At 59.9% G+C, this 26,624-nt stretch carries 19 protein-coding genes; 14 read left to right on the forward strand and 5 right to left on the reverse strand.

Annotated elements, in window-relative coordinates:
• Positions 1-127 precede the first annotated feature (127 nt).
• The 5 genes from PZH32_RS07425 (at position 128) to PZH32_RS07445 (ending at position 6,534) form a co-directional block, all read left to right on the forward strand.
• Positions 128-718 (forward strand): C40 family peptidase, encoded by a 591-nt coding sequence (locus PZH32_RS07425; protein ID WP_275207284.1) that lies wholly within the window; start codon positions 128-130, stop codon positions 716-718.
• Positions 719-1,136: 418 nt separating this feature from the next.
• Complete coding sequence (locus PZH32_RS07430) at positions 1,137-3,497, forward strand: glucosaminidase domain-containing protein (protein ID WP_275207285.1); 2,361 nt, start codon at positions 1,137-1,139, stop codon at positions 3,495-3,497.
• A 123-nt stretch (positions 3,498-3,620) separates the two neighbouring features.
• A complete protein-coding gene (locus PZH32_RS07435; RefSeq protein ID WP_275208213.1) occupies positions 3,621-4,661 on the forward strand; it encodes an MraY family glycosyltransferase in 1,041 nt (346 codons plus the stop codon).
• A 204-nt stretch (positions 4,662-4,865) separates the two neighbouring features.
• Positions 4,866-5,675 (forward strand): ABC transporter permease, encoded by an 810-nt coding sequence (locus PZH32_RS07440; RefSeq protein WP_275207286.1) that lies wholly within the window; start codon positions 4,866-4,868, stop codon positions 5,673-5,675.
• Complete coding sequence (locus tag PZH32_RS07445) at positions 5,665-6,534, forward strand: ABC transporter ATP-binding protein (protein ID WP_275207287.1); 870 nt, start codon at positions 5,665-5,667, stop codon at positions 6,532-6,534. The genes PZH32_RS07440 and PZH32_RS07445 overlap by 11 nt, the downstream gene beginning before the upstream one ends.
• A 96-nt stretch (positions 6,535-6,630) precedes the next feature.
• On the opposite strand, the gene PZH32_RS07450 is transcribed toward PZH32_RS07445, so the two are convergent.
• Entirely contained in the window at positions 6,631-7,746 is a 1,116-nt protein-coding gene (locus PZH32_RS07450) for a CDP-glycerol glycerophosphotransferase family protein (RefSeq protein ID WP_275207288.1), read from the reverse strand.
• Positions 7,747-7,832: 86 nt separating this feature from the next.
• On the opposite strand from PZH32_RS07450, the gene PZH32_RS07455 reads away from it, so the two are divergent.
• Positions 7,833-9,614, forward strand: coding sequence for a CDP-glycerol glycerophosphotransferase family protein (locus PZH32_RS07455; RefSeq protein WP_275207289.1), 1,782 nt, complete (start codon positions 7,833-7,835; stop codon positions 9,612-9,614).
• A gap of 112 nt (positions 9,615-9,726) precedes the next feature.
• A complete protein-coding gene (locus PZH32_RS07460; protein ID WP_275207290.1) occupies positions 9,727-11,118 on the forward strand; it encodes a right-handed parallel beta-helix repeat-containing protein in 1,392 nt (463 codons plus the stop codon).
• 100 nt (positions 11,119-11,218) lie between these two features.
• Here the strand turns inward: PZH32_RS07460 and PZH32_RS07465 are convergent, their stop codons facing one another.
• The 3 genes from PZH32_RS07465 to PZH32_RS07475 all read right to left on the reverse strand — a co-directional run bounded on the left by PZH32_RS07465 (position 11,219) and on the right by PZH32_RS07475 (position 15,525).
• On the reverse strand, positions 11,219-12,502 hold the full coding sequence (locus PZH32_RS07465) for a hypothetical protein (protein ID WP_275207291.1): 1,284 nt from the start codon (positions 12,500-12,502) through the stop codon (positions 11,219-11,221).
• Between the two features lie 9 nt (positions 12,503-12,511).
• Positions 12,512-14,035, reverse strand: coding sequence for an MBOAT family O-acyltransferase (locus PZH32_RS07470; RefSeq protein WP_275207292.1), 1,524 nt, complete (start codon positions 14,033-14,035; stop codon positions 12,512-12,514).
• A gap of 80 nt (positions 14,036-14,115) precedes the next feature.
• Complete coding sequence (locus tag PZH32_RS07475; RefSeq protein ID WP_275207293.1) at positions 14,116-15,525, reverse strand: polysaccharide pyruvyl transferase family protein; 1,410 nt, start codon at positions 15,523-15,525, stop codon at positions 14,116-14,118.
• Between the two features lie 204 nt (positions 15,526-15,729).
• Between PZH32_RS07475 and ispD the strand changes: the two genes are divergently transcribed.
• Together ispD and PZH32_RS07485 are read left to right on the forward strand one after the other, a co-directional pair.
• Positions 15,730-16,446, forward strand: coding sequence for a 2-C-methyl-D-erythritol 4-phosphate cytidylyltransferase (gene ispD, locus PZH32_RS07480; RefSeq protein ID WP_275207294.1), 717 nt, complete (start codon positions 15,730-15,732; stop codon positions 16,444-16,446).
• 12 nt (positions 16,447-16,458) lie between these two features.
• Entirely contained in the window at positions 16,459-17,505 is a 1,047-nt protein-coding gene (locus PZH32_RS07485; protein ID WP_275207295.1) for an NAD-dependent epimerase/dehydratase family protein, read from the forward strand.
• 34 nt (positions 17,506-17,539) lie between these two features.
• Here PZH32_RS07485 and PZH32_RS07490 read toward each other — a convergent pair whose 3' ends face one another.
• Positions 17,540-19,255, reverse strand: a complete 1,716-nt coding sequence (locus PZH32_RS07490; RefSeq protein ID WP_275207296.1) for a hypothetical protein — start codon at positions 19,253-19,255, stop codon at positions 17,540-17,542.
• Between the two features lie 239 nt (positions 19,256-19,494).
• On the opposite strand from PZH32_RS07490, the gene rfbA reads away from it, so the two are divergent.
• The 5 genes from rfbA to PZH32_RS07515 are packed head-to-tail and all read left to right on the forward strand — an operon-like array spanning position 19,495 to position 26,613.
• Positions 19,495-20,385, forward strand: a complete 891-nt coding sequence (gene rfbA, locus PZH32_RS07495; RefSeq protein WP_275207297.1) for a glucose-1-phosphate thymidylyltransferase RfbA — start codon at positions 19,495-19,497, stop codon at positions 20,383-20,385.
• A 28-nt stretch (positions 20,386-20,413) separates the two neighbouring features.
• Positions 20,414-21,484, forward strand: a complete 1,071-nt coding sequence (gene rfbB, locus PZH32_RS07500; RefSeq protein WP_275207299.1) for a dTDP-glucose 4,6-dehydratase — start codon at positions 20,414-20,416, stop codon at positions 21,482-21,484.
• A gap of 6 nt (positions 21,485-21,490) precedes the next feature.
• Positions 21,491-24,331, forward strand: coding sequence for a YfhO family protein (locus PZH32_RS07505; RefSeq protein ID WP_275207301.1), 2,841 nt, complete (start codon positions 21,491-21,493; stop codon positions 24,329-24,331).
• The gene (gene rffA, locus PZH32_RS07510; protein ID WP_275207303.1) at positions 24,315-25,475 is read left to right on the forward strand and encodes a dTDP-4-amino-4,6-dideoxygalactose transaminase; all 1,161 of its coding nucleotides are present in this window, start codon (positions 24,315-24,317) and stop codon (positions 25,473-25,475) included. Before PZH32_RS07505 ends, rffA begins: the two co-directional genes overlap by 17 nt.
• Positions 25,468-26,613: a glycosyltransferase family 2 protein gene (locus tag PZH32_RS07515; RefSeq protein WP_275207305.1), complete on the forward strand. Its 1,146-nt coding sequence runs from the start codon at positions 25,468-25,470 to the stop codon at positions 26,611-26,613. Before rffA ends, PZH32_RS07515 begins: the two co-directional genes overlap by 8 nt.
• Positions 26,614-26,624: the final 11 nt, after the last annotated feature.

A 26,624-nucleotide genomic window follows, 5' to 3' on the forward strand; every position in this document is an offset into this window, starting at 1 on the left:
TCAATTCCTTGCTGCTTCCTCATGAATGGAGACGGTGCGGAGGGGATTTGTTGGCCCTTTGTTCCGGACGCGTGGGGGTTGTGGAGACGGTTGGCAAGGAGCGCGGCGGCCTTTAGAGTGTCGGGCCATGGTTACTTTTAAGAACTGCCTGAAGGGCGCTTCTGCCGCGGTGGCGGCCGCCCTGATCTCTGCGGCTCTGTTGGTAAGCGCCGCTCCTGCCGAGGCCCAGGCCCTCGGTTTCATGGCCGAGACGTCCCAGTACGTCGAGGAAATCAAAGACTATGTGGCCGATGTGGCCGAAAAGGCCACCGAGCGCGCCGAAAAGAAGGCGGCCGAGAAGAAGGCCAAGGCTCAGAAAAAGGCCGATCGCAAGGCGGTGGTCAAAGAAGCGCTGAAGCATAAGGGCGTTCCCTATGTGTACGGCGGCACCACGCCCTCCGGCTTCGATTGCTCGGGGTTCACGCGCTGGGTGTACGAGCATGCGCTGGGTCGCTCGCTGCCGCGCACGGCGGCCGAGCAGAGCGCCTTGGGCACGTCGGTATCCATGGATTCCCTGGTCGCTGGTGATCTGCTCTTTTGGGGCAGCGGCAGCGGCGTGTATCACGTGGGTATCTACGTGGGCGATGGCGAATACATCCACGCCTCGACAGGCAGCGGCCAAGTGAAGGTGTCGAACTTCGACTACCACGCTCCGTCGTTTGCCAAGCGCCTCCTGTAAGCTGCCTCTTCTCCTGGGGTCGGTGCCTCTTAGGGCGCCAACCGTTGCTCTCTGCTTCAATGGTGTTGCTGAGGGGCTTGCGCGGTGCCCTGGTTTTGTGGAGCTGGCTGTATTCGATGACCCCGCTCATCAGCGAAAACGTCCGCTGGGAAGAACTTTTCTGCTTTTTTGTTTACCTTGGCTACCTTAATTGAGATAGCTGGCTTCGCAGAAAAAGTACCTGGTCAAATAAACAATCTTGGCCAAGATTGCTTCGACGGCGGGTCAATGAGCCTCATCTGAATAGTTCCTGAAGGGTGTTTTGCCCGTTGGACAGCATCTTTTCTCGCGCTATAATACGAACTTCGAAGCTGGAAAGGCTTGGCTTCGCGTACCCTTATGCGTGCGCACGAGAGAGAAGATAGCAAAAGGAGGCACGATGACATCATCGAAGAAAGCCGTATCGCTTTTGACAGCGGCGGCGCTGATCGTTGCCCCTGTGGGCGGCGTGGCAGCCACCTATGATGTCAGCTACGCTGGCGATGACGATAGCAAGAAGCAGGATGCCGAGGAGGTGCCCGTCCCCGAGTCGTTCGAGCAGGCTGTTGAGTGGATCAAAGACGGCACCATCACTTCGGAGGCCTCGCTGTCCCAGGCCCGGTTGGACGACATTCTGGACGATACTCAGTTTGATGACTTGTGCAAGCTTCTGACCGAGCAGCTGGCTGCCAATGAGCAGGCTGCCAAGGAGGCGGCAGAGAAGAAGGCGGCCGAAGAGGCCGCTGCCAAAGAAGCGGCCGAGAAGAAGGCTGCGGCCCATGCCAAGGCCGAGGCGGCAGCAGCTGCCGCTGCCGATACGGCCCAGAAGGCGGAAGCCGAAGAGGCGGCTCCGGCCGAGGTAAAGAAGGCTCCCGCCGCTTCCGCTGCCAAGCAGGAGGCTGCTTCCGCAGACCAGGATGGCGCCGCTGCCGATAAGGCGCCCGCCTCTGACCAGGATGCAACGGCCAACAATGGGGCTGCAGACGACGCGTCCGAACCTGCTGACTCGACGGAACCCGCGAAACCCGCCGATCCCGCCGAGCCGACGACTCCCAGCGAACCCGCAGAACCTGCGGAGCCGGTGCAACCTGTGGAGCCGGCCGAGCCCGTGGAGCCGGCTGAACCGGCGGATCCCGTCGAGCCCTCTGAACCCGCCGAGCCGACTGACCCGTCGGAGCCGGCCGAGCCTTCGGAGCCCACGGAACCCTCCCAGCCCTCTAAGCCTGACGTTCCCGAGGACACCTCCGATCCGGTGCAGGACGGCGTGCAGAAGCCTAGCGCTTCGGGCGCTTCGGCCATCACCGCCACCACCCATGCCACGGCGGTGGCCAAGGGCAAGGCGCAAACGCCTTTGAAGCAGGTGGCCGCCAAGGTGCCGTCCATCAGCTTCACCCATATGGATAATTCGGCCTATGTGGCCCGTCATTACAGCGAGGATCTTACTACCGAGAAGTTCATCGCCCTCATCGGCGAGTCGGCTCGTACCATCGCCGCCGAGAACGATCTGTACGCCTCGGTCATGATTGCCCAGGCCATTCTGGAGTCGGCTTCGGGTAACTCTACGCTGTCTCAGGCCCCCAACAACAACCTGTTCGGCATCAAGGGCGTGTACAACGGCAACAGTGTCCAGTTGCCCACGCGCGAGGATGACGGCTCGGGCAGCACCTATTCCATCATGTCCGACTTCCGTCAGTATGCCAATGTCAACGAATCTCTGGCCGACTACGCCGACCTGCTGTCCAACTCCATGGGCGATTTCTACGCCGGCGCGCACAAGTCGAACACCGAGAGCTTCGTGGATGCCGCCGACTTCCTGGTGGGCCGTTACGCCACGGACATCTTCTACTCCGAGAAGCTGCAGGACCTCATCGAAACCTACGATCTGACTCGTTTCGATGTGCCGCTTACCTACGAGTCCATGGACGTGCTGGTGCTTCCCGTCATTGACGAGGAAACCCAGAAGGAGGTCTTCCTCGATCCGGTGAAGGACAAGGAGGACTACGACGCGCTGGTGGCCGAGTACCAGGAGTATCTGAACGGCAGCGCCGAGTACCAGGAGGCTCTGGCCGACTGGGAGGAGCAGACGCGCCTGGCCGAGAAGATGTACAACGTGCCGGTGTACCTGGAGAAGCCGGAGGCCCCCGTGGCCGACACGGCCTTCGAGCAGCGTCAGAACGAGGTCAACGCCCTGCGTTTCGAGGGCTTCGACACCCTGATCGAGCAGGGGGCGCCGCTGCCCGTGCGCGAAGAGCGCACGCTCAACGACCTGACCACGCTGGCCACATCGTTCCTGGGCGTTCCTTACCTGTGGGGCGGTACCACGCCGGCCGGCTTCGACTGCTCGGGCCTGGTGCAGTACTGCTACCGCGAGGTGTTCAACATCGAGTTGCCGCGCACCACGTACTATCAGTGCGACGTGGGCATCGAGGTGTCCTTCCAAGAGCTGCTGCCGGGCGATCTGCTGTTCTTCGGCAACAACGAGAACGTGCATCACGTGGCCATGTACTTGGGCGACGGCTATTACGTCGAGGCCCCGCATACGGGCGACGTGGTGAAAATTACGGCCATGAACGACAAGCTCCCCGATTTCGCCAAGCGCATTGTCGATGTGCGCGATATCGATCTGAGCGAGTTCAGCGACGAGCAGCTGATGCAGTTCGTCGACCGTGAGAAGTACCTGCAAGAACGCGAGCAGCGTCTGGGTGTTACTGATGAGACCTTGGCAGAGCTGACCGAGTGGCTGAAGAGCCTCGAGTTCTAGTGTCTCAGCTGTAACCGAGTGGGAGTAACGCTTCGACATTTTATGGTGCTGGGCCTTATTGCCTTTGCTGTGACGTATATTTGCGTCCCTCTGGCAAGAAGGCTCGCACTGCGTTTGGACGCTGTGGACTATCCCAGCGCGCGACGGGTGAACAAAACCCCCATTCCGCGCATGGGCGGTATTGCTATGGCCATGGGCATAGCCGTGGCGCTCTTAGTGGAGGTGCTGGGAGAGTACTTTCTGGGCTGGTACGGTTTCTATGTTCACGGCACCGACCACACCATCAACCATGCCGGGGTCATGGTGGGCCTCTTGGTCATTGTGGTAGTGGGCGCCTTGGACGACGTCTATTCCCTGAAGCCGGGCATTAAGTTCCTGGGTCAGGTGCTGGGCGCCACCATCATTGCCGCCTCGGGCCTTTTGCTTTCCAGTATAGCCAACCCCTTCGGGGCCGGTTATGTCGAGTTCGGTTGGTTTGCCTATCCGCTAACGGTGCTGTACCTCGTGTGCTTCATGAACGTCATTAACCTCATCGACGGACTCGATGGCTTGGCGGCGGGCATTACGGCCATTGCCTCCTTCTTTCTGTTCATCATCGCCTTTGGTCGTGGCTTGGAAGAGACCGCCATGTTGTCCATTGTGCTTCTTGGCGTGACCTTGGCCTTTCTGCGCTACAACTTCTCGCCGGCCAGTATTTTCATGGGGGATTCCGGCTCGCTTTTGCTGGGCGCCATGATCGGCGTCATCTCGCTTATGGGCGTCATGCGCTCTCCCACGGTCATTGTCATGGCCGTGCCTATTGTGATTGCTGCCATTCCCATTGCCGATACCGGAGCCGCTATCATTCGCCGCCTGTATCACCATCAGCCTATCCAGCAGGCCGACAGCAAGCACTTGCACCATATGCTGTTGCGCAAGGGCTATGGGGTGCGAAAGTCCGTGGTGATTGTCTATGCGTGGACGGCACTGTTGGGCCTGGGGGCATGGGTTATGTCCAGCACCCATGGCATCACCGTGTTCGTGGTCATGTTCATCCTTATTGGCGCTTCGTTCCTTATCCTTTGGAAGCTGGGGATTTTCGACAAGGTGCTGCGCCATCATTATCACGGTCGGCATACGCGCCAGGAGGATAAGCCGAAATCCTACGGCAAGCACGGACGGTAAAGCCTCGTTGGGGACTCTGGGCTTTCGGCCGGGAGCCGATCGCTGCTCCGCCTGATATGAAGCCTTTAAATTCATCTGCTCTTCTGACGGATTTCGTTTGTTTGATAGGCGGTCTCTACCGAGTATTGGGAGGGTTATTTCGTGGGGGATGGCGGCTCATGGTAGAATAGTGCCTCGCAATGAAGGCGGAGGGAATCGAGGAACGTGTCAACCCTGGTCAATATCATTCGGTCTCAGTGGGAACGACGTGAGCAGATTTTCAGCCTCGCCTTGTTCGATCTGCGCAAGCAGGCCCGCGGCACCGTTTTGGGTCCGGCGTGGCTTTTCGTCAAGCCCATTGTGTACATCTGCGTATTCTGGTTTGCCCTGGAAATCGGTTTGCGATCGGGCTCTAACGAACCGGGGGCGCCGCCTTACATTCTGTGGCTGATGGGCGGTTTGGTTCCCTGGTTCTACATTCAAACCATGCTGGGTACGGGCAGCAGTGTTTTTGCTCGCTTCAAATATCTGGTCAACAAGATCAAGTTCCCCTTGGCGGGCATTCCCACCATTTTCGCCATTGCCGAGATGATTATCCATTTGGGCATGGTGGCGCTGCTGTTGGTGGTGTATTTCCTGTTCGGGCAGCCTTTGGACTGGTATTTGCTGCAAATTCCCGTGGCCATTGTGCTTATGTTCGTGTTCTTCTATATGTTCTCGCTGACTACCAGTTTGCTGTCGGCCATCAGCAAGGACTTTAAGAACCTCATCGTCACCTTTTCCACGCCGCTGTTCTGGCTGTCGGGCATTATCTTCAACGTGTACGATCTGGGCATTGGCTGGCTGCAGACGCTGCTGATGTTCGATCCCATTACGTTTATTGCCTCCATGTTCCGCTGCGCGGTCTACGACAAAACGTGGATCTGGGAAAACCCCATGGCGGTCATTGGCTTTGCTGTGGTGTTCGTGGCCATGCTGGTGGTGACGCTGGTGGTGTACAAGCGTACGCGGGAGGAGGTGCCCGATGTCATCTAGCGATTACCCCACCGAGGAGCAAGTGGCCCAGGCGGCGGCGAATGCCGAGGCGGAAGCCAAGAGCATCGAAGCGGAATCCAGCGATGTTGTGGTGGAAGAGGGGCATGAGAACGGCACGCCGGTCTCGGACGAGGTAGCCATCTGCTTCGATCATGTGACGAAGACCTACAAGCTGTACAAGAACGACAAGCAGCGCTTCGCCAGTATTTTCTGGGGCAAGAAGAAGCGCGAGTTAGTCACCACGGTGAATGCGAACAACGACTTGTCCTTTGAGATCAAGAAGGGTGAGGCCGTGGCCTTTCTGGGCGAGAACGGTGCCGGCAAGTCTACCGCGCTGAAGATGGTAACCGGCGTTGCCTATCCCACCAAGGGCACGGTAACCGTTAACGGCCATGTGAGCGCGCTTCTGGAGCTGACAGCTGGTTTTGACAAGGCGCTCACGGGGCGCGAGAACGTGCGCCTGCGCGGCAAGGCCATGGGCTTTACCGATGAACAGCTGGAAACCCTTATTCCGAAAACCATCGAGTTCGCTGACCTGGGTGTTTATATCGACCAGCCGGTGCGCATGTACTCCTCGGGCATGAAGTCGCGCTTGGGCTTTGGCTTGGCTGTATCCTCGGATCCTGAAATCCTGGTGGTAGATGAGGCGTTGGCCGTGGGTGACAAGCGCTTCAAGGAAAAATGCTACGCCCGTGTGCGCGAGATTATGGAAGACGAGAACGTTACCGTGTTGTTCGTGACCCACTCGTCGGGAGCTGCCGAGGAATTCTGCAAGCGCGGCATTGTGCTCGATAAGGGTACGAAGCGGTTCGACGGTCCCATCGAAGAGGCGGTGGCCTTCTACGACAATATGGCCTAGGGAAGCGAGCGGTTGCTTTCACCGCTTCTAAACCTGACATGACTGGCGCCCCGCGAGCTGCTGCCCGTGGGGCGCTTGCTTTTGCGCAAGAGCAATTTACCGCGTCAGTGCCATAATAGAGCGGCACAGATGCTCAGTGCAGCTTTCATCTGCGGGGACGGCCACGTTGGCGTGGGTGAACGCCTGATAGGCCTCGCGGTTGAAGTCGTCATTCTCGATGGCGCGAAGAATGCGCTGAGCGTCGGCGGTAAAGAGCGTGGGCACCTCGTGCTCGAGATCGATGTTCATACCGCGCTTCTGGTTATAGCTATCCCAGTCGTAGGCGTAGAGATAGACGGGCACATCCAAAAGCCCTGCCTCATAGATGACGGTGGAATAGTCGCTGATGACGTAGTCGGCAGCGAACAGCGGATCGGGATTGTTGCCTGCAATGGTAAGTACGCGAGGGTCGTCAATGACCTGCGTGCTGACAGGGTGAGGCTTGTAGACCAAGTTGTAGCGGGAGAAATCCACGGCACCGATAAGCGCCGTCATGGCCTTCTCGGTGTTGGCTGCGGGCACCTTGCGAAAGGTGGGGCAGTAGACGATGGTCTTCTTGCCCTGCAGCTGGGGGTGTTGGCCTACAACGGCCGCACGTTGGGCCGTGCGTGATGCGGGCGCCGTGAGTAGGTCGGCCCGGGGGAGGGGTGCTTCGAAGAGCAGAGCCGGGTCGGCATCGAAACCGGCGGCGAAATCGTCACGGAACGAAAGCGACGAGACGGCAATGGCGTCGTACCCCTCGTGCATATGCAGAAGCCGGGCGGTCTCGGGGTTGCGCCCCTCTTCGGAATCCAGCGCCGTGAAGCCGAACCTCTTCATATTGCCCAGGGCGTGCCAAATTTGCACGACGGGCGCCTTGATAGTGCTGCCAAGAAGGCTGACCGCAATGCAGTAGGAATCGAGCACCACCGCTTTGCTGGTGGCAATGAAGAACACTTGGCGAAACACTTCGGGAATATAGGCCAGGGGGTTGTGCAGCTGTCTGGACAAAATAACCGCTTGGATGGGAGGCTGCTGTTCCTGGCACCAGGTGGCCATGAGACGGAAATCAAGGGGAGCCTCGTCGCTTTGGCGGCTGATGAGCACCCAGCGATTGTCCGTGGGGAACAGGGAGCACAAGGAGTACAGCAGCTTCAGCAGCGCAGTGGCAACGTGGACGGCTAGATTTCGCACGGGTGATCGGGCCCTTCGGTGTGGAGTAATCTTCGGGTTTCGGTGACCATGGTATCATGCTTCCCAGTGGAAATTTGGGAGGTCCTGTGACTATCACCGTTGAAGATATATCGTGGAACCGCGTGTTTCTGGAAGTGCGCTATCGCGCAACGGACGGCGAGAGCCTGAAGCTCTACCGCTTGCGCTCCCAGCGTTTCGTCAACTTCATTGAGGAGCGCACAGAGGAGGGCAACGGGGAGCTGGTGCGCGCTCGGGTCAACATTGTCGAGACGGGCAACCGCGAGCCGTTCGATGATGGCGAATGGCTGTTCTGCGAGCGCATTGCCTACGAACCCCTGACCCTGGCCTGGGCCGAGGAGCATATGCCGTGGCTGGTGGAACAGGTCAAGCACCGCGTGTGGACGAGCCTGCCCAAGCGCGTGCGCAAGCGGGCTGCTCAGGAGGAAATAACGTGGCGCGAGTATACCTATGACCGCACCATGCTGGCCGACCGCATTGCCGAGCACCCCTACAATACGCACAATATCGAATACGCCCCCGAGCTGCTGGGCCGTCTGGGCGATTTGTCCCGCGTCTTCCGCTATGTGAACGGCAAGTATTCCTGTGCCGCTTCCATTTTGCCGCGCACCGACCGTACCGAGTACAACAACCTGGTGTTGGCTATCGACTACTACGTGAAGAACAAGAACCCGCGCTTCCGCCGGTTCAGCAAACGCCAGCTGGAAAAGCAGGTGTTTGCGGCTTTTCATCGGGTGGTGCACGGGCTGGTTCCCCACAAGGGCAACCGCGTACTGTTCTTAAAAGAGAACGGCGACGAGCCCACCGATAACATGGCCGCCATTCGCGATCGCATGATCGAGCGCGGGCTGGACGCCGATTTCGTCATTGATGAGCGCTACCGCAATACCTTTGAGGGGCACCAGAACCCCTTCTCGTGGACGCGCGACATCGTGGCCATTGCACGTGCCGACTACATCTTCATCGACGACTATTGCCCCGTGTTTAACTTTATCGATCCCGGTGACGATACGGTGCTCACTCAGGTGTGGCATGCCGGCGTGGGTTTCAAATCGGTAGGCTATGCCCGTTTCGGCATCAAGGGTTCGCCCGACCCCTATCAGTCCGCCCATCGTCGCTACAATTATGCGCTTATTGGCAACGAGCATCTGCGCCAGATTTACTCCGAAGTGTTCGGCATCGAGGAACAGGCTTTGCTGGCTACGGGCATGCCGCGTCTCGATCATTTCCTGGACGAAGGCCATGCCGCTGAGGCTCGGGCCGATTTGCTGGCGCGCTATCCCTGGATGGACGAGGGTCGCGTGGTGGTATTTGCGCCCACCTTCCGCGGCTCGGGGCAGCGCACCGCTCATTACCCTTACGAGGAGTACTTCGATATGGAGGCCCTCTACGAGATGTGCTGCGACACGAACACCTACTTCGTGTTCGAGATGCATCACTTCATCGATGAGCTGCCCGATATTCCGGAGAAGTTCCGAGATCGCATCTTTGACCTGTCCGAAGAGAACCTCAATCAGCTGTTCTTTGTGGCCGATGTGCTGGTGACCGACTACTCGTCATGCTTCTACGACTTCCTGCTGCTGAAGAAGCCTGTGGTGTTCTATGTGCCCGACAAGGTGATCTACGAGGCCACGCGCGGCGTGCAGCGCACCGTGGACGAGATGGCGCCGGGCGTGGTGTGCGATACCTTCGCGGACTTCATGGACGTGCTGGCCACGAACGCCTACGACGCCAAGGAGCCTGACGCCTCCATGATCGACCGTTGTCTGGAAAACTCGGGCTTGGCCACTGACCGCGCCATCAACACCATCTTGCTGGGCAAGGACGTGCCGGGCGTCAAGATGAAGTAGAAAGAGCGCACAACGGCTTCGATAGCGGTAGCGAACGAGGTTCGCCGACTGTCTTTATCGGCTTTCACCTGCTAAAATAACTCCTTGTTTACAGAGAGTTAAAGGAGGTTGTATGCGCTCATTGCTTCTTAAGGGCGCGATGGTTGTCGCGCTCTGCGTCGGTACGCTGGGGCTGGGGGCCACCACGGCGTTCGCGGCCACCACAGTGAAAGCGAACCCGAAAAGTGGCGCTGACGCCTACAAGGTCATTCAGGCGCAGCTCGATAAGGCCCATGCCAAGGCCAAAAGCGGGAACAAGTACACCGTCAAGGTGAAGAAGGGGTCCTACAAGCTCAGCGGAACCTTGCGGATCTACAGCAATACGACGCTCGATTTGACAGGCGTGAAGCTCAAGGCCACCAATAAGTCCAAGAATATGATCAAGGTGGGCGATACGCCTCTCGACAAGAAGACGGGCTACGCCTACAAGAACATCTCCATTGTGGGCGGCGACTTGAACAACGCCGGCCATGGGTGCACGGTCATTCAAATTGGTCACGTCAAGAACATGTCGCTCAAGAAGATGAAGATCCACAATACGAAGAACGCCCACTTGGTAGAAGTGGCCGGTGCCGATGGCTTCACCGTGGACAGCTGCACGCTTTACGATCAGGTGCTTACCAAGAACGCCAGCGTGTCGACGCCCGAGGCCATCCAAATTGACATTCTGGTTAAGCGCCACATGCCTACCTATCGCTCGGAGCCTCTGGCCTGCAAGAACATTGTGGTGAAGAACTGCACGTTCAAGAATGTGCCGCGCGGCGTAGGAAGCCACACGGCCATCCTCAATTGCCCCATGACGAACATCAAGTTTCTGAACAACACGTTTACGAAGTGCACGAGCACCGCTATTCAGACGCTCAATTACCAGAACTGCACCATTGAGGGCAACACCATCAACGGCGCACCCCGCGGTATTGCTGTGTACACCGTGTTTCCCAAGGGTGTCTTCTTCGCCTCGACGTTGGCCAAAGAGGGCAATGTGAAAACGAAGATCTCGAGCGCCTATCGCACGCCGGCCGCCAATCAGAAAATCGTGATCAACAGCAACACCATTAAGGTGGCGGGGGATGACGTCATCACGAAGACGGAGAATGCCGGCATCTTGGTGTATGGCTATAACTTCGCAAAGAAGCTGACCAAGAACGCAGGTACAGACGCCATTCCGGCAGGGAACTATTATGCGAGCGGCGTGACGGTGTCGAACAACAAGGTGAACACGACGGGTCACGGCATTCGACTGGTCGACACGCGCAACAGCGTGGTGTCCGGCAATACCGTTTCCTTTACCAAGAACGGCAGCTCTCAGGGTACGGGCTACGGTATTCAGCTGATTGATCAGAGCATCAACAACCAGCTCATTGGCAACACCGTGACAGGCTCTATGACACGCGATATTTCCATTGCTCGCGGCTCCACGCTCTCTCGAGACGAGGGCAATAAGACCTCAGATGGATCTTGGTAGAAACGCCCTTCGCGATACGTAAGCAGAACAAAGGCCGGCGCCGCATTCACGTGGCGCCGGCCTTTTCTTTGTTGCGTCAGGAGGCCCGTTCGCTGAGGGGCTAGTTCTTCGAAGAGGTGGTATCGCCGGGTAAATCGAAATAGTGGGGGAGATACTGCGGCGGTCGCGTGTAGGCGCTTGTACTGCCAACAAAGTAAATGTCGTCGGCGTCGGTTTCGTTGATGCGATCAATGAGCGTGAAGTCACCCTCTTCACCGTCGCGGATGTCGCGATAGCATTGCAGGTACGTGTAATTACGTGCCAGGAGCCAGTGAAGCGAATCGGCGTAAGAGTCCATGATGACCAGGGCGCGCTTGTCGGAAGGGGAGGCTTGATTGACCAGAGGGGACTGGGCCGTCAAAAGCGAGGAGCCGTACCACTGGGTGTAGAAGCTGTACTCCGCGATGGGGCCCATGGCGAGAAGCGCCTCGACGCTGTCTGCTTGCGCGATAGGGGGCAGCTCGGTGTTCTGCACCTCCAGACCTGTCAGGTCGAATGCAGGCTCCTCGACCGCCTCGTTAAGGAGCATGAGGCCGTCGCGAGCATAGGAGCCGTTTGTTGCCAAACCGGGGAAGGAGAGTGTGGGACGAGGTTCTTCCACGGTGTAGGGCAGCTTGGCGGTAGCTTGCAGGGTGCGGTAGAGCGCCAGGGTGCCGTAGCCGTTCCAGTGGTGGTCAGTGCGGTAATAGTTGCGGTAATACTCGGCATCGTCATCATAGGTAAGACTGACCACGTGAACGTTCGGCGTCTCTTCAGTGCCCTCGTTGAGCACCTCCAGGTAGTCGTTGGTGGAGAGAGCGTTCGCTACCAGTTGGTGCGCGGGATTAGATGCGGAGGTGTAGGACATGTCGGCCACTACCAAATAGAAGTTCTTGTCGGGAACCTGGCTGGCAATTTTGGCAATGCCCTCGGCCGTCTTCTTCGTGCGTTTCAGCGTCCATTGCTTTGTAGAAGGGTAGTCTGCCAGGGCGTCGTGCTGGGGAATATAGACGGTTTTGCTGCCGAAGAAGGTGGGGTACGCTTCGAAATTCGCCACAAGGTTGGACGCCGCAATAGCGTTGCGCTGCAGTGATGCGTTGGCGAGAAGCACCGTGGCTTTGAAGGGGATATGATTTTCAATCTCGGTGGTAAGCGCCTCTTGAAGCTCTTCGGTTTCGAAGCCCTTGAGCGAAAGATGCTTCTCGAGATGAGATTCGGAGATACCTCCCGAAAGATAGGTAGCGCTTTCGGCGGTGAGCCAATCGGGCAAAGGAAGACGGAGGCCTTCCTGGGCTGCCCACAGCGCGCAGGGCGTGAGAAGGAGCAGGCAGAAAAGCGAAGTCAAGATGGTGTTGCGAGCCTTCATGACGCTCTCCTAGAACTGGAAGTAGATGAACGGGTTGTACGAGCTAGATACCACCGACATGGCCGACAGCACGAACACGGCCAGCAGCGCCACGTCGGCAAGGACGTTGACGGCGGTGACTATGCGGGCGCGGCCCGGCGTGACGGCCGGAGCTTCAAGCACGGCCTGGCACGGCGGCACGGCGGTGTTGCCCTTCTGGGGCGCAGCCACGATGGCGCGATGCGGGTCGCCTTCGGCCCAGGCCTGAAGCTTCTTGCGCAGCCAGGGGGCCCAGGGCAGCGAGCCGATAATAAAGATAGGCACAAGGCTTACGTAGCTCCAGGACTGCAGCTCCCACAACGTGGAGGTGCCGAGCCAGCCGTAGGCGCCGAACATGGCGCAGAACCACTCGGCGATGTTGCCCAGGCCGGTGACGGCGAACAGAAGCCAACCGAAGAAGAACAGTACAGCGCACCAGATGTGGCTGACAAAGCCAGGTAGTCGGTCGAGCACCTTCATGATGAAGAACTTCTCCAGCAGAATGAGCACGCCCCAGTACAGGCCCCACAGAAGGAAGTTCCAGGCCGCTCCGTGCCAGATGCCGGTGAGGCCCCACACAATCATAGTGTTCAGAATAAAGCGGGGCGTCTTCACGCGATTGCCACCCAGCGGAATATAGACGTAATCGCGGAAGAACCCGCCCAAGGTCATGTGCCAACGACGCCAGAACTCCGTGGCGGACTTGGACGTATAGGGGTAGTTGAAGTTGCGCGGGTAGTCGAAGCCCATCATCTTGCCCATGCCGATGGCCATGTCCGAATAGCCCGAAAAGTCGAAGTAGATCTGGAAGGTGTAGGCGGCCACGCCCGAGAAGCAACCCACGAAGCCGATGTCGGCGGCCTCGCGGGGCAGGAGCGAATCGGCCAGGGTGCCGGCGGTGTTGGCCAGCAGCACCTTCTTGCCGAGGCCCACGCAGAACAGTCGGAGACCCTGGGCAAAGCCGGCCAGGGTGGCATGGCGGTTGTCGATTTCGGCCTCGATGTCGGAGTAGCGCACGATGGGGCCCGCCACCAGCTGGGGGAACATGGCGATGTACATGCCCAGATACAAGGGATTCTTCTGGGCCTTCACCTGGCCGCGATACACATCTACTACATAGGTGATGGCCTGCAGGGTGAAGAACGAGATGCCGATGGGCAGCGCCAGGTTCAGTTCGGCGATGAATTCCTCGCCGATGGCGCGGTTGATGTTCTCAGCCAGAAAGCCCTGATACTTGTAAAACCCAAGAATGAGAAGGTTGAGCGCCAGGTCGGCTGCGAGAAGCGCCTTCTGGGCGCCGCGTGCCCCCGTTTTCGAAATGGCGAAACCGAAGGCCCAGTTGAAGCAGATGGAGAACACCATGAGCCACACGTACACCGGCTCGCCCCAGGCGTAGAACAACAGCGAGAAGACCAGAAGCACGATGTTGCGAGCTGCCCGCTTGGGCATGATGAAGTAAACAGCCAGGAAAACCGGCAGAAAGGCAAACAGGAAGACGGTGCTGGAGAAGACCATGAAAACCTCCGGGGGCGGGCGAAGCGGAAAAGCAGGCGGGGATCGTCCGCCCCATGCGGGCGGACGGAGTAAGAAGAGGCCTATTCGCGGCGGGCCGCTTCCAGCTGCTTCTCAAGTTGCTTGACGGTACGCTTCAAATCGCGGTTGGCGTCCGAAAGATCGTTGTACTTGCCGTAGGTGCGGCGGAACTTGCGCTTGACCTTCTCGCCCTTTTCCTTGTCGGACGTGCCTTGGAATATAACGAGGTTTTTGATGAGCTCGTCGTAGTTGTAGGCTGCGATCTCGGGATGATCGGGCTTCGCAATGGGGCGCAGCGCATCGAAGAGCATGCGATAGACGGTGAGAAGGTACTCCTCGTCATGCTGCACGCCCTCGGCCATGACCCCCTTGAGCTTGGCCACCAGGTCGGTACCGTTGATGCCCTCGGTTTCGACGATGCGCTCAGGGTAGTTGATGGCATCGTAGAAATAGTTGACCTTGGAATTCCAGACGATGCCGACAGAAGGCACGCCCAGCGAGAACGAGATGATGCTGGGGTGCAGACGGCAGGAGACGACGGCGTCGTAGGAGGAGATTTTCTCGATGAGCTTCTCGGGCGAGTTCATGTTGAACACGCATTTCTTGGCGTCCACGTTGTAGTGCTTGATCAGGTAGTCGAGGAAGGCCTCATCGCCGAAGTGACCGCTGGTCAGAAGCTCGTAGTCCAGACCGTTCTCCTCCAGCTGCTTGATAAGGTCGAGCCACAGGGCCGCGGCATCCTCGCGGGTGAATTTGATGCCGTTATCGACGAAGGCATTGGCGCGCATGATGAACACGCCGATCTTCTTCTTGCCGTTGGGTTTGACGAATTTTTCGAACACCTTTTGTGTGAACACCGCCGGATCGGAGACCTTGCCGATGGTGATGCGATCGCCCTCGATGAACTTCTGCAGAGACTCGAAGTCGTCCCGGGTGGTGATTTGCTTCACGCAGTCGAAGTTCAGGGTTTTCTTGAGGCGCTGGCACTTCTCGTTGTCCTCGTCGTAGCCCTCGACACCGATGGATGAGAAGATAACCGGCGTCTGGTACTCCTGCGCGAGCTCGAGGGTAATGGCCGTGCGCTCGTAGAATACTTGGTAGCGATAGTTGAAGAGGGGGGCGCCCCCAAAGACCACCACGTCGGCGTCTTTGATGGCCTGACGGGCGGAATCAAGCAGTGCGTCGTCGCGCGTGGAGAGGTATTTTTGCGAGATCATGCCTGCAGCGCGGCTGTTGATCTTGAAGTTCTTGATGCCCATGTTCTTCATGGCGGTGGAGATGAGCGAAATGGCGCAGGCCTCGATGACCTGATCGCCCACGTTGTCGGAATCGCGGTTAGTGAGCAGCAGAATATTGAAGGGCTTTTCGGTGGAAGTTGAGCTGCTGCGGTGCTTGCGGGCCTGGTATTTGTTCCAAGACTGCACTGGGCCATGCTTGAGCAGGTACTTTGCAGCGCGTCGAACCGTGGTCATGGGGCGTTGCCTTTCCATAGAAAGATATTTCAATCTGAACTATGATAGCGCAAGGTGAGAGGGCCAATGACGGGGATGGGCAGAACCCATCTACTTTGTTCTTTTCTGGATGCTAAATTAGTAGATCGGCACTCATCTGCTTGTTCTTCCTTGGGACATGGCCGATAATCACAGTACGTAATAGCTTGCGAGAGAACGGTTTTCATGAACTGTGCCCTTATTTTTGCTGGCGGCACGGGCCAGCGTATGAATACGAAGACGCGGCCGAAGCAGTTTCTGGAGCTGCACGGCAAGCCCATCATCCTCTACACCATCGAGGTGTTCGAGAACCACCCCGACATCGACGCCATTGTGGTGGTGTGCCTGGAGGATTGGATTCCCTTTTTGGAGAAGAAACTCGTGCACTACGACATCGAGAAAGTGGTGGCCGTGGTGCCCGGCGGCGCAACGGGGCAAGAATCCATCCGCCACGGGCTTGACGCGTTGGCCGAGCACGTCGATGCGGACGCCACGGTACTGGTACACGACGGCGTGCGCCCCTTGGTAAGCTCCGAGACTATTTCCGACTGCCTGGCCTCGGTGGACGAGCACGGCAGCGCGGTGACGGTGACGCCGGCCATCGAGACCATCGTGCAAGAGGAGGACGGCCAGATTGTCAACATTATCGAGCGTCAGGCCTGCCGCATGGCCAAGGCCCCGCAGTGCTTCCCCTTGGACGAGCTGCTGGCGGCGCACCGCCGTGCCGAAGAGGACGGTCTGGGCGATTTCATCGACTCCGCGAGCCTGATGCGTCACTACGGCCATCCGCTGCACGTGGTGGAGGGGTCTCCCGAGAACATCAAGATCACCACACCGTCCGACTTCTACACGTTCCGCGCTTTTGTGGATGCTCGGGAGAACTCGCAGATTTTCGGTTTCTAGATTCGAGGTGCTATGTTTGACTTGAAGCAGGAGGCGCGCGCCATTGCCGCCGATACCGCCATTGACTGGGATAAGCTGACGGGCGCCACGGTGCTGGTGACCGGCGCCACGGGATTGGTGGGCTCCGCTTGCGTGCGGGCGCTTCTGGAGCGCAATCGCGCCTTCGATGCCGGCCTGCGCGTTATGGCCATGGTGCGCAACGTAGAGAAGGCCCAGGCGGTGCTCGCGGGCTATGGTCCCGAGGACGGTCTGGTGCTGGTGGTGGCCGAGGTGGAAACCGCGGCGCCCGACGCCTGTGCGGCCGACTACGTCATCCACGCCGCCTGCCCCACGGCCTCGGCCTTCTTCATGGAGCACCCCGTGGAAACGGCCCGGGCCATTGTGGGCGGTACGGTGAACATGTTGGAGAACGCCCGTCTGGCCGGTGCCAAATCCTTCGTCTACGTGTCGAGCATGGAAGTGTACGGTGACGGCAACGAGCAGCCCGGTTTGGACGCGCTGCTCGACGAGCATGCCGTGGGCTACTGCGATCCTTTGAGCGTGCGCAGCTGCTATCCCGAGGGCAAGCGCATGGCCGAACAGTACTGCGTGGCCTATGCTTCCGAATACGGTGTGCCTGCCAAGGTGGCCCGCTTGGCCCAAACCTTCGGCCCGGGCATTCCCAAGGACGACAAGCGCATCTTCGCCATGATTGCGCGCAATGCCATGGCCGGCCAGGATGTGGTGCTGAAAACCACCGGGGCCAGCACGCGCATGTACGTGTACACGGCGGACGCCGTGAGGGCGCTTTTGACGGTGCTTGTGAGCGGCGAGGCCGGCTGCGCCTACAACGTGGCCAATCCCGCCACCTACTCCTCGGTGCGCGGCATGGCCGAGACCGTGGCCGCCTCCTGCGCGCGAGCACCCATGGAGGTGCGCGTGGAGGTGGATCCTAATGCTCCCTATCCGCCCGAGCACCATCTGCCGCTGGACGTGAGCGCTCTGACGGCCCTTGGGTGGGAGCCCCAGGTGGGACTGGAGGCCATGTACCGCAATCTCATGGACTACCTGGACGACTAAGGGCATGGCGGCGAAGGCGGCCGCTCGAGGACGCCTAGCTTGACGGAATGAACTGAACCACGCGGAGGCGCTTGCGGGAATCGACGTCGATTCTCTCAAGCGTCTTCTTTTTTGCGTGGGCGTCGTAATGCTCGCGCAGGAACGTCAGCACGTGCTGCACGGTTTCGGAGTTCTTGGCTACCAGGCGCGCATGGGGATTGGCAAGAAGGCTTTGGAGGGGGTTGGCGAGGTCCAGCCGCGCATTTTGCGCCGCAATAAGCGGAGATCCCTGGGTCCAGCCGCCGGCCAGGACGTTGTGGTCCATGAAGCGCTGGGGCGGCAGGAAGCGATACTGCAGTTGGCGCTCGACGAAGACGTAGGCGTTGGGCGCCCAAACGTAGAGATCGTCGCCTTGGGAGAAATGCTGGACGAGGGACTGCTCTTCGGCAAATGCGCTTGTCTGCTGCAGTTGGTCGATGCGTTGGAAATCGACGGTGGGGGCGAAGAGCACCAGGGCGGCAACGACGCTGGCCGTTCCGGCCAAAAGCCCCAAGGCAGTGCCCGCGCGAGCGAGGCGAGGAGACGGAGCGCGGCGATGAGGGGCGGTGGTGGCTGCGGCCGGCCCAGGCAAAGACGGTCGGTCGGGAAGAGCCAGCAGGGCCAGCAGCGGCAAAAAGCCGAGAAGCCAGATGGGGTATTCTACCCGTTCGGGAAGGCGCCCCGTAATGCGGAAGTACAGACAGACCAGGAAGGCGGCGCCCAGGGACAGCACGGCCACGGCCGCCGCCCCGCGCCCGCCAGCCAGCGCGGCGACGACAGCTACGATACCGATGCCCAGGGTGAGCAAGAGGTTGCTTTTCAAGAGCGAGGCGCCTTCGGCGGTGAGAGCAGCAAGGGGCGTGATGACTTGAGCGTTTGAGGCCACGGCGGCCACCGCTTCGAGCCGCTCGGTGGTAAAGAAGGACGAATCAGCGGTGATCCAATGGGTCATGCACCAGTAGTCGTTCTCCGAGACGCCGAGGGCGCTCAGCTGCTCGGCAATGGCCTCGTAGGGCTTGACCGGGTAGTCGCAAAGCAGCGAGCGAGCGTCGCTGTAGGCCAGCCAGGCGCTCCATGGCTCTTCGCTCCAAACCGATTGGTGGTAGAGGCTCAAACAGCCCGCAGCAAGGGCAAGGCCGAGCAGGAGGAGCAGCGCCCGCGGGAGCCAGGAGCGCCAAGGGTCGCCGAGGCGCCGTAGGTGACATGCCGCTACCAAGAAGGCCAGTGCCAGAAAGGGCGCCGAGAGAAGCAAAATGCTGGGGCGCCAGAGAAATCCGAGGATCGTCAGGGCTGCGCCGAGGACGCCCTGGCCGGTACGTTGGCGCAGGATGCTCAGGCAAAGCAGGGTTTCGCCCGCGAATACGCAAAGCGCCGCCACAACGGTGAAATTGGCATTAACCGTGCAAGACGGATAGATAAGCAGGAGGACAAAGCCAAGGACGGCGAGGGCGAAACCGCGTGGCAGCGAGCGAAGCAGCCCGTAGGTCAGCGCTCCCAAGGCCGCGGCTGCCGAAAGCCGTTCGATGACGAGGGTCCAGTTCAGGGCCGGCAGCGCGGTGTTGAGCCCGTAGACGAGGTTGTTCAGAGCGGCATTGGTAAAGGGGCATTGGCCGGCATCGGGGTAGAGGGTGGAGAGCACCATGGCAATGCCCAGGTCGTCATCAGGGCCGCCGGTGGCCGTGCTTAAACCCATGAGCGTTGTGGCAATGAGGGCGAACAACAACGCCGTCAAGGCACACCAGGCGCTCCTTCGGCGAGGCGGTTGATGCGCGAACGCAGGTGAGGGGACGACGAGGGACACGGGGCTGCTCCAAGGCATAATGAGCAATTTGGTAATAGAATTGCATCAAATAGAGGGGAATGGTTTCGGATACCAGTATAACGAATATAATCGAAGACCAGCGATTGCCCGTGGTTTGATGGGAAAACGCTGCATTCGAAGATGTACGAGGGTCTGTGTAAGGCGGTGCCATGAAAGGCATTATTTTGGCTGGCGGTTCAGGAACGCGCCTCTATCCCATTACCAAGGCGGTCAGCAAGCAACTGCTGCCCATCTATGACAAGCCGCTCATCTACTATCCGCTGAGCGTGCTCATGCTGGCAAGCATTCGCGAGGTGCTGATCATTTCCACGCCCCAGGACATCGGCAGCTTCGAGAAGTTGCTGGGTGATGGCTCTGATCTGGGCATGGAATTTACCTACGCCGTCCAGGATAATCCGGGCGGGTTGGCCGAGGCCTTCATCATCGGTCGTGATTTCATAGGTGACGATAACGTAGCCCTGGTGTTGGGCGACAACATGTTCCACGGCCAGGATCTCACCCGCATTCTGGAGCAGGCGCGGGCCAAGGTGGAAACCAAGGGCGGCGCCGTGGTGTTCGGCTATCCCGTGCACGACGCCCGCGCCTTCGGCGTGGTGGAGTTCGACGAGCGCGGTCACGTGGTGGGCATCGAGGAAAAGCCCGAAGTACCGAAGTCGAACTACGCGGTACCCGGCTTATATTTTTACGACCACACGGTGTGCGATATTGCCGCTCAGGTGCAGCCCAGCGCTCGCGGCGAGAAGGAAATTACTACGGTGAACAGCGCCTATCTGGAGTCGGGCGATTTGCGCGTGGAACTTATGGGCCGCGGCATGGCCTGGCTGGACACGGGCACGCCCGAAGGGCTGCTCAAGGCGGCAGAGTACGTAGAGGCGGTGCAGTCGCGCCAGGGCTTCTACATCGCCTGCTTGGAAGAAATTGCCTATCGGCGCGGCTTTATCGACGCCGCGCATCTTTTGGCCTTGGGCGAGTCGCTCAAGAAGACGGCCTACGGCCAATATTTGATGAACATTGCCCGGGAGGGCGGGGCGGTGGCCTAGGCGCCGCTGCCAAGCGAAGGGGAGTAACGTGAAAACCTATCTCGTAACCGGTGGAGCGGGCTTCATCGGATCTAATTTCGTGTTGTATCTGCTGGACAAGTACGACGACATCCGCGTGGTGAACGTCGATGCCCTCACCTATGCGGGCAACCGCGAGAACTTGCGCGCCGTGGAGAGCGATCCTCGCCATATTTTCGTGCAGGCGGACATTCGCGACACGGCGGCCATCGAGGACGTGCTGGCTACGTACGATCCCGACTATGTGGTGAACTTCGCCGCGGAAAGCCACGTGGACCGCTCCATTGCTAATCCCGGCGCCTTCGCGGACACGAACGTCATGGGCACGGTGTCCATGCTGAACGCCGTGCGGCGGGCCTGGGAGCAGGAGGACGGCACCTGGCGCGCGGGTAAGCGCTATCTGCAGGTAGGCACCGATGAGGTTTATGGCTCGCTGCCTTTGGACGACCCGGAGGCCTTCTTCCGCGAGGACACGCCGCTGAACCCTCACAGCCCCTATTCGGCCAGCAAGGCGGCGGCGGACCAGTTTGTGCTGGCCTATCACGACACCTATGGCATGCCCGTAGTAGTCACCCGTTGCTCGAACAACTACGGCCCCTTCCAGTTTCCTGAGAAGCTCATCCCGCTCATGATTCGCAACGCCTTGGCCCACGAGCCTTTGCCGGTGTACGGCGACGGTCTGAACGTGCGCGACTGGCTGTTCGTGGAGGACCACTGCAAGGCCATTGATAGGGTGTTGGAGCAGGGCCGCCTGGGCCAGGTATACAACGTGGGCGGCCATAACGAGCGCCCCAACATCTTCATTGTGAAGAAGATCATCGAGGAATGCGCCAGCGCTACCAATGACGAGGCCATTACCGAGGAGCTGATCTCCTACGTGGAGGATCGCAAGGGCCATGATCGTCGCTACGGCATTGCCCCCGACAAGATCCGCGCCGAAATTGGCTGGGAGCCGGAAACGGCATTCGAGGACGGTATCGTGCGCACCATCGACTGGTATCTGGACAACCAGGAGTGGCTGGACCATGTGTTGTCGGGGGAGTACCGCAGCTACGTGCCGGCCGCGGAGCAGGAGGCGTAGGAAGCCATGGAACGCACGCGCGGAGGCGCGAAATACTACGCTCTCTTGCTGGTGCTGTGCGCGGTGGCCTTCGCCGGCGTGACGTTTGTGCATTGGACCGAGGGTCACTCGCTGCTGTGGAGCCCCGACGGCCTGGCGCTTTACTACAACTTCTTTGTGTACGAGGGCGAATGGCTGCGCGGCATTTTCTCTTCGCTGGTGGCCGGTGCGCCCGAAGTGCCGCTGTACTCCTTTGACATGGGCTACGGAGCCGACATTCTGGCCACCATGGGCGGCTGCCTGAACGATCCGTTCAATCTGGTGTCGGTGTTTTGCCCGCCTCGCTATGCCGAGTACGTGTTCGAGGCCCTTATCTTCGTGCGCTTCTTCTTGGCGGCCGTGGCGTTTTCCTGGTACAGCTTGGGGCGTGGCCGCGGCCGTGCTGCTTCCTTGTGCGGCGCGCTGTGCTATGTGCTCTGCGGGTTCGTGGTGTTCTGGGGCGTGCTGCGCCACCCGAACTTCCTGAACCTGGCTATTCTCCTGCCGATTATTCTGCTGGGTGCCGATCGCATTATGGCGCGCAAGAGCCCCTACCTGTTCATTGGCGGGTTTGCCTTGCTGCTGCTCTTTTCGCTGTACTTCTCCTATATGGTACTCATCATTGCCGTGGTGTACTGTTTGCTGGCCTTCTTCTTGGGAAGCGCCGAGCGCAGCGCGAAGCGTTTCTTCGCGCTGCTCGGCCAGTATGTGGGGTATGTGCTGCTGGCGGCGCTTTTGGCCGGGGTGGTGGCCGTCCCCATGTTTCTGGTGCTTACGTCCATGGGCCGGGTGGATTTGGAGCGCACCATTCCCACTTGGGAGACGTTCCTGTTCTATTGGGAATACGGCAGCAATCTGATTGGCGGCTTGGTGCATACCCGCGGCCTGGTGCTGGGCGTGGTGCCCGTTTTGGGGTCGTTGGCGTTTCTGGTCTCTCGCAAGCTTATGGACAAGCAGGTGTGGCGTCCGTGGGCTGTGGGGCTGGGGCTGTGCGTGGCCGGCTCCATGATTCCCGCCATAGGCTCGGCCCTGAACGGCTTTGGGTACGTTACCGATCGTTGGCTGGTGGTGCTGGGCTTTTGCGCCGCCAATGCGACAACGTTGGCGGTGCCCTGTCTGCATCGCTTCGGCCGACGCCAATGGGCGGTTTTCGGTGTGCTTACGGTGCTGATGGCGCTGTGGGCGGGGGCCTATGCCTTCGATGCCCAGACGCTGCTCTCGTTCGTGGGGCTGGGGCTCTTTGCGGCGGTGGTGATTGTGCTGATAGTGGGGGCCCGTGTTTCGAAGCGCGTTGCGGCGGGGCTACTGTCGGTGGCGGTTATTGCCTGTACGGTAACGACGTCGATTTTATTCAACTCGCCTTTGGATAAGGACTACGCCGCGCAGTTTGTCGATGCCAAAGGGGCTGCCGTTCGCGCCCATGCCGTGCCCTACGACCGTATTGAGGGAGGGGCCGATCCGGCCTATCGCGTTGATCGGGCCGGGGTGTACGAGGCGCGCAATCAAACCTTGCTTGCCGGGGTCAAGGGCTTCGACTTCTTCTCGAGCTTCTACAACCAGGCCGTTGATGACGCGCGCTACGATGTCGGCGTCAGCAGCCACTGGACGAACTACATCTACAACGGTGTGGAGGGACGCTTTGCCCTCGACAATCTCATGGGTGCCAAGTACTTCATTGTCGAGGACGCTGCGGCTGGGGGCGAGGGCGACGGGGGCGATGGCGGTGAAGATCGTTCGGATACGCCGCCTTACGGCTACACCCTAGCGCAAGATTTGGGAACGGTGCGCACGCGCGGGCCGTACCTGCTGTACGAATCCGACTTGGCCTTGCCCCTGGCTTTCACGTACGACACGGCCATTTCTGCTTCGGCGTTCAGCGAGTTAGGCATGGTGCAGCGGCAGGAAGCGCTTACCCAAGGGTGCGTGCTTGCGGACGAGGCTTTGGCGGCCCAAGAGGGCGTGCCTGCGCCGGTGTCCACGGAGGAGCAGCCCTATGAGGTGGTCGAGCAGGAGGGTGTTCGCGTGACCGATCAGGGTGTCGAAGTGCTTGAGCCCTTCGGAAGGCTTTTGTTGCGGGTGGACGGCATTGCTGAGGCGGAGAATTATGTGGTTTTCGACAATCTGCGGTTCGAGCCGCTGAGCCTGGAGGGCCAGCGGCTGGCTTTGGGGGAGCCGGCCGTCATTGATAGGGAGACAGGCCAGCTGGCCACACCGTGGGACGAGCTGAAATGGGAGGCCCCGGGCCGCACCAGCATTGGGCTGCGCGCTGGCGGGGTGCACCGCACCTTGCAGGTGGCTACCAGCACCTCGTCGTCCTACGGCGGCAAGGTGAACTGGGCCGTCAACATGGGCTACAGCGACAAGGCGCGCAAGAAGTTCCTCCTTCGTTTTTCCAAGCCGGGGTTCTATAGCTGGGACAAGCTGTCCATCGTGTCCCAGCCAGTGGGCGCCATTGAGGAGAACCTGAAGAAGCTGAAGGAAAACAACAAGGCGTCCATCAGTTTCGCCACAAACCGCATGGACGTGGCCGTTGCTCCTGAAGAGGGCGCCGATGAACGCTATACTTTTTTGTCGATGCCCTATTCGGCGGGATGGTCCGCCACCATGGACGGTAAGCCGGTAGAGATTTTGAAGGCGAACACGGGCTTCATGGCCGTGGCCATGGACGGAAGCGCCCACGAGCTGGTGTTCACCTACCGAACGCCCGGGCTGGAAGCTGGCGCTCTGTGCACGGCGGCCGGCGTGGCGGGGCTCATTCTGCTGGTGGCCGGCCGTCGCCAGTGGACAAAGCGTCAAAACAGGAAAGAGCAGCATGAGCAAGACGATTAACTTCAACGTGCCTCCCTATGTGGGCACGGAAATGGACTACGTGCGCGAGGCCGCCGAGGCCAACCGCAAAATTTGTGGGGACGGCCCCTTCACCAAGCGGTGCAGCGCGTGGTTGGAGGAGTGTTTCGGCACGCCCAAGGCCCTGCTGACCACCAGTGGCACCACGGCGTTGGAGATGGCCTCCATTCTCTGCGAACTGGAGCCGGGGGACGAGGTCATTCTGCCCAGCTTCACCTTTTCCACTACGGCCACAGCTTTTGTGCTGGCTGGGGCGAAGCTGGTATTCGTGGATATTCGTCCCGACACTATGAACTTGGACGAGAAGAAAATCGAGGATGCCATTACCGAGCGCACCCGCGTCATTGTGCCGGTGCACTATGCCGGCGTGGGCTGCGAGATGGATGCGATTTTGGACATTGCCCGCCGCCACAACTTGAAGGTGGTGGAGGATGCGGCTCAGGGTGTGATGAGCACCTACAAGGGGCGCCCCTTGGGCACCATGGGAGATTTCGGCTGCTACTCGTTCCATGAGACGAAGAACTACTCCATGGGCGAGGGCGGCGCCATTATGGTGAACGATCCAGCCTGCGTGGAGCGCGCCGAGATCATCCGCGAGAAGGGGACGAACCGCGCCCGCTTCTTCCGCGGCCAGGTGGACAAGTACACCTGGGTAGATTACGGTTCCAGCTATCTGCCCAGCGACATGAACGCGGCCTATCTGTGGGCCCAGCTGCAAGAGGCTGATGCCATCAACAACGATCGCCTGGCCACCTGGAACGCCTACTATCAGGCCTTCGAGCCTTTGGCCCAGGTCGGTCGCGTGCAACTGCCCTACGTGCCCGAGGAATGCGAGCACAATGCGCACATGTTCTACCTGGTGTGCGACAGCCTGGCTCAGCGCACGGCGCTTATCGACTTTATGAAGGCGCGGGACATCTACCCCGCCTTCCACTATATCCCGCTGCACTCGTCGCCGGCCGGGCAGCGCTTCGGGCGCTTCCATGGTAAGGACGAGTGGACCACGTCCATCAGCGAGCGCTTAGTGCGCCTGCCGCTGTACTACGGCTTGACGGCGGAGGATCGTCAAGCGGTCATCGACGCGGTGCTGGCCTTTTACGCCCAGGAGGATGAGGCTCGTGGGTAGCGAGGAGCGCGCCGTGGCGGCAGCCGTGACGGCGGCCGGGCAGCCGGCGCCGGAGCGCGCGGTGGCGGCACAGCCGATGGGTGCGACCGCGCCTACGGTGCCCGATGCCGTGGACATCTCGGTGGTCATTCCCGTGTACGGGTGCAAGGGCGCCCTTCCCGAGCTGCATCGCCGCTTGGTGGCCACGCTTGAGAGCATGGGCGTCAGCTTCGAGATTGCGCTGGTGGACGACCATGACCCGCAGAACTCCTGGGAGGCGGTGGCAAAGCTGTGCGCCTTGGACCCGCGGGTGGTGGGCGTGAAGCTGTCGCGCAATTTCGGCCAAATTCGCGCCATCACGGCCGGCCTTGATTTGTGCCGCGGCCAGTGGGTGGTGGTCATGGACTGCGACTTGCAAGACCGCCCCGAGAGCATTCCGCAGCTCTATGCCAAGGCCCAGGAGGGCTACGACGTGGTGTTCGCCCGCCGCATTGCCCGCAAGGACACGGGCGTGACGAAGTTCTTCTCGCGGGCCTTCTACAAGGTGTACGAGTACTTCACCGACGGCACCTACGATGCGTCCCTGTGCAACTTCAGCATTTCGCGTCGCATTGTCATTCAAAGCTACTGCTCCATGCGCGAGCGCAACCGCGCCTACACCATGTTCATCAAGTGGCTCGGCTTCAAGCAGACGGCTATTGATCTGGAGGGTGACGAGCGCTTCGAGGGCGAGAGCTCCTACAGCTTCAAGAAGAAGATGGCCATGGCGTTCGAGCTGATCACGGCTCAGTCTACCAAGCCGCTGAAGTTCGCGGTGACCATCGGGTTCGCCTTTGCGTTTATCGCCTTTGTGGCCATTGTTGCCATTATCATCAACCACGCGCTGCATCACGACGACATGCTGGCCGGCTGGAGCAGCACCATTGCGGCCATCTTCTTCATGGGCGGCCTTATCCTGGCCTCCGTGGGCGTGGTGGGCCTGTACGTGGGCAATATTTTCGAAGAGGTGAAGGGCCGTCCGCTCTATGTGGTGGCCGAAGTGTTGAACGGCGATGTGTCGGCCGAGGAGATTCTCAACGCCCGCGCTTTGGGGCGTCGGCACCATTTGGGCATTGCGAACGCGCGCGACCGGGCCGGACGCCCGGGGACGGCGGACTAACGGTTTTGCGC

The organism is Adlercreutzia equolifaciens, assembly GCF_029076695.1.
GTDB classification, from domain to species: Bacteria; Actinomycetota; Coriobacteriia; order Coriobacteriales; family Eggerthellaceae; genus Adlercreutzia; species Adlercreutzia equolifaciens_A.

Coding starts and splice junctions, on each gene's coding strand:
- PZH32_RS07475 (WP_275207293.1), bottom strand. CDS start 15,525: ATGACCACGGTTCGACGCGCTGCAAAGTACCTGCTCAAGCATGGCCCA.
- PZH32_RS07470 (WP_275207292.1), bottom strand. CDS start 14,035: ATGGTCTTCTCCAGCACCGTCTTCCTGTTTGCCTTTCTGCCGGTTTTC.
- rffA (WP_275207303.1), top strand. CDS start 24,315: ATGAGCAAGACGATTAACTTCAACGTGCCTCCCTATGTGGGCACGGAA.
- PZH32_RS07485 (WP_275207295.1), top strand. CDS start 16,459: ATGTTTGACTTGAAGCAGGAGGCGCGCGCCATTGCCGCCGATACCGCC.
- rfbA (WP_275207297.1), top strand. CDS start 19,495: ATGAAAGGCATTATTTTGGCTGGCGGTTCAGGAACGCGCCTCTATCCC.
- ispD (WP_275207294.1), top strand. CDS start 15,730: ATGAACTGTGCCCTTATTTTTGCTGGCGGCACGGGCCAGCGTATGAAT.
- PZH32_RS07445 (WP_275207287.1), top strand. CDS start 5,665: ATGTCATCTAGCGATTACCCCACCGAGGAGCAAGTGGCCCAGGCGGCG.
- PZH32_RS07460 (WP_275207290.1), top strand. CDS start 9,727: ATGCGCTCATTGCTTCTTAAGGGCGCGATGGTTGTCGCGCTCTGCGTC.
- PZH32_RS07465 (WP_275207291.1), bottom strand. CDS start 12,502: ATGAAGGCTCGCAACACCATCTTGACTTCGCTTTTCTGCCTGCTCCTT.
- PZH32_RS07505 (WP_275207301.1), top strand. CDS start 21,491: ATGGAACGCACGCGCGGAGGCGCGAAATACTACGCTCTCTTGCTGGTG.
- PZH32_RS07430 (WP_275207285.1), top strand. CDS start 1,137: ATGACATCATCGAAGAAAGCCGTATCGCTTTTGACAGCGGCGGCGCTG.
- PZH32_RS07425 (WP_275207284.1), top strand. CDS start 128: ATGGTTACTTTTAAGAACTGCCTGAAGGGCGCTTCTGCCGCGGTGGCG.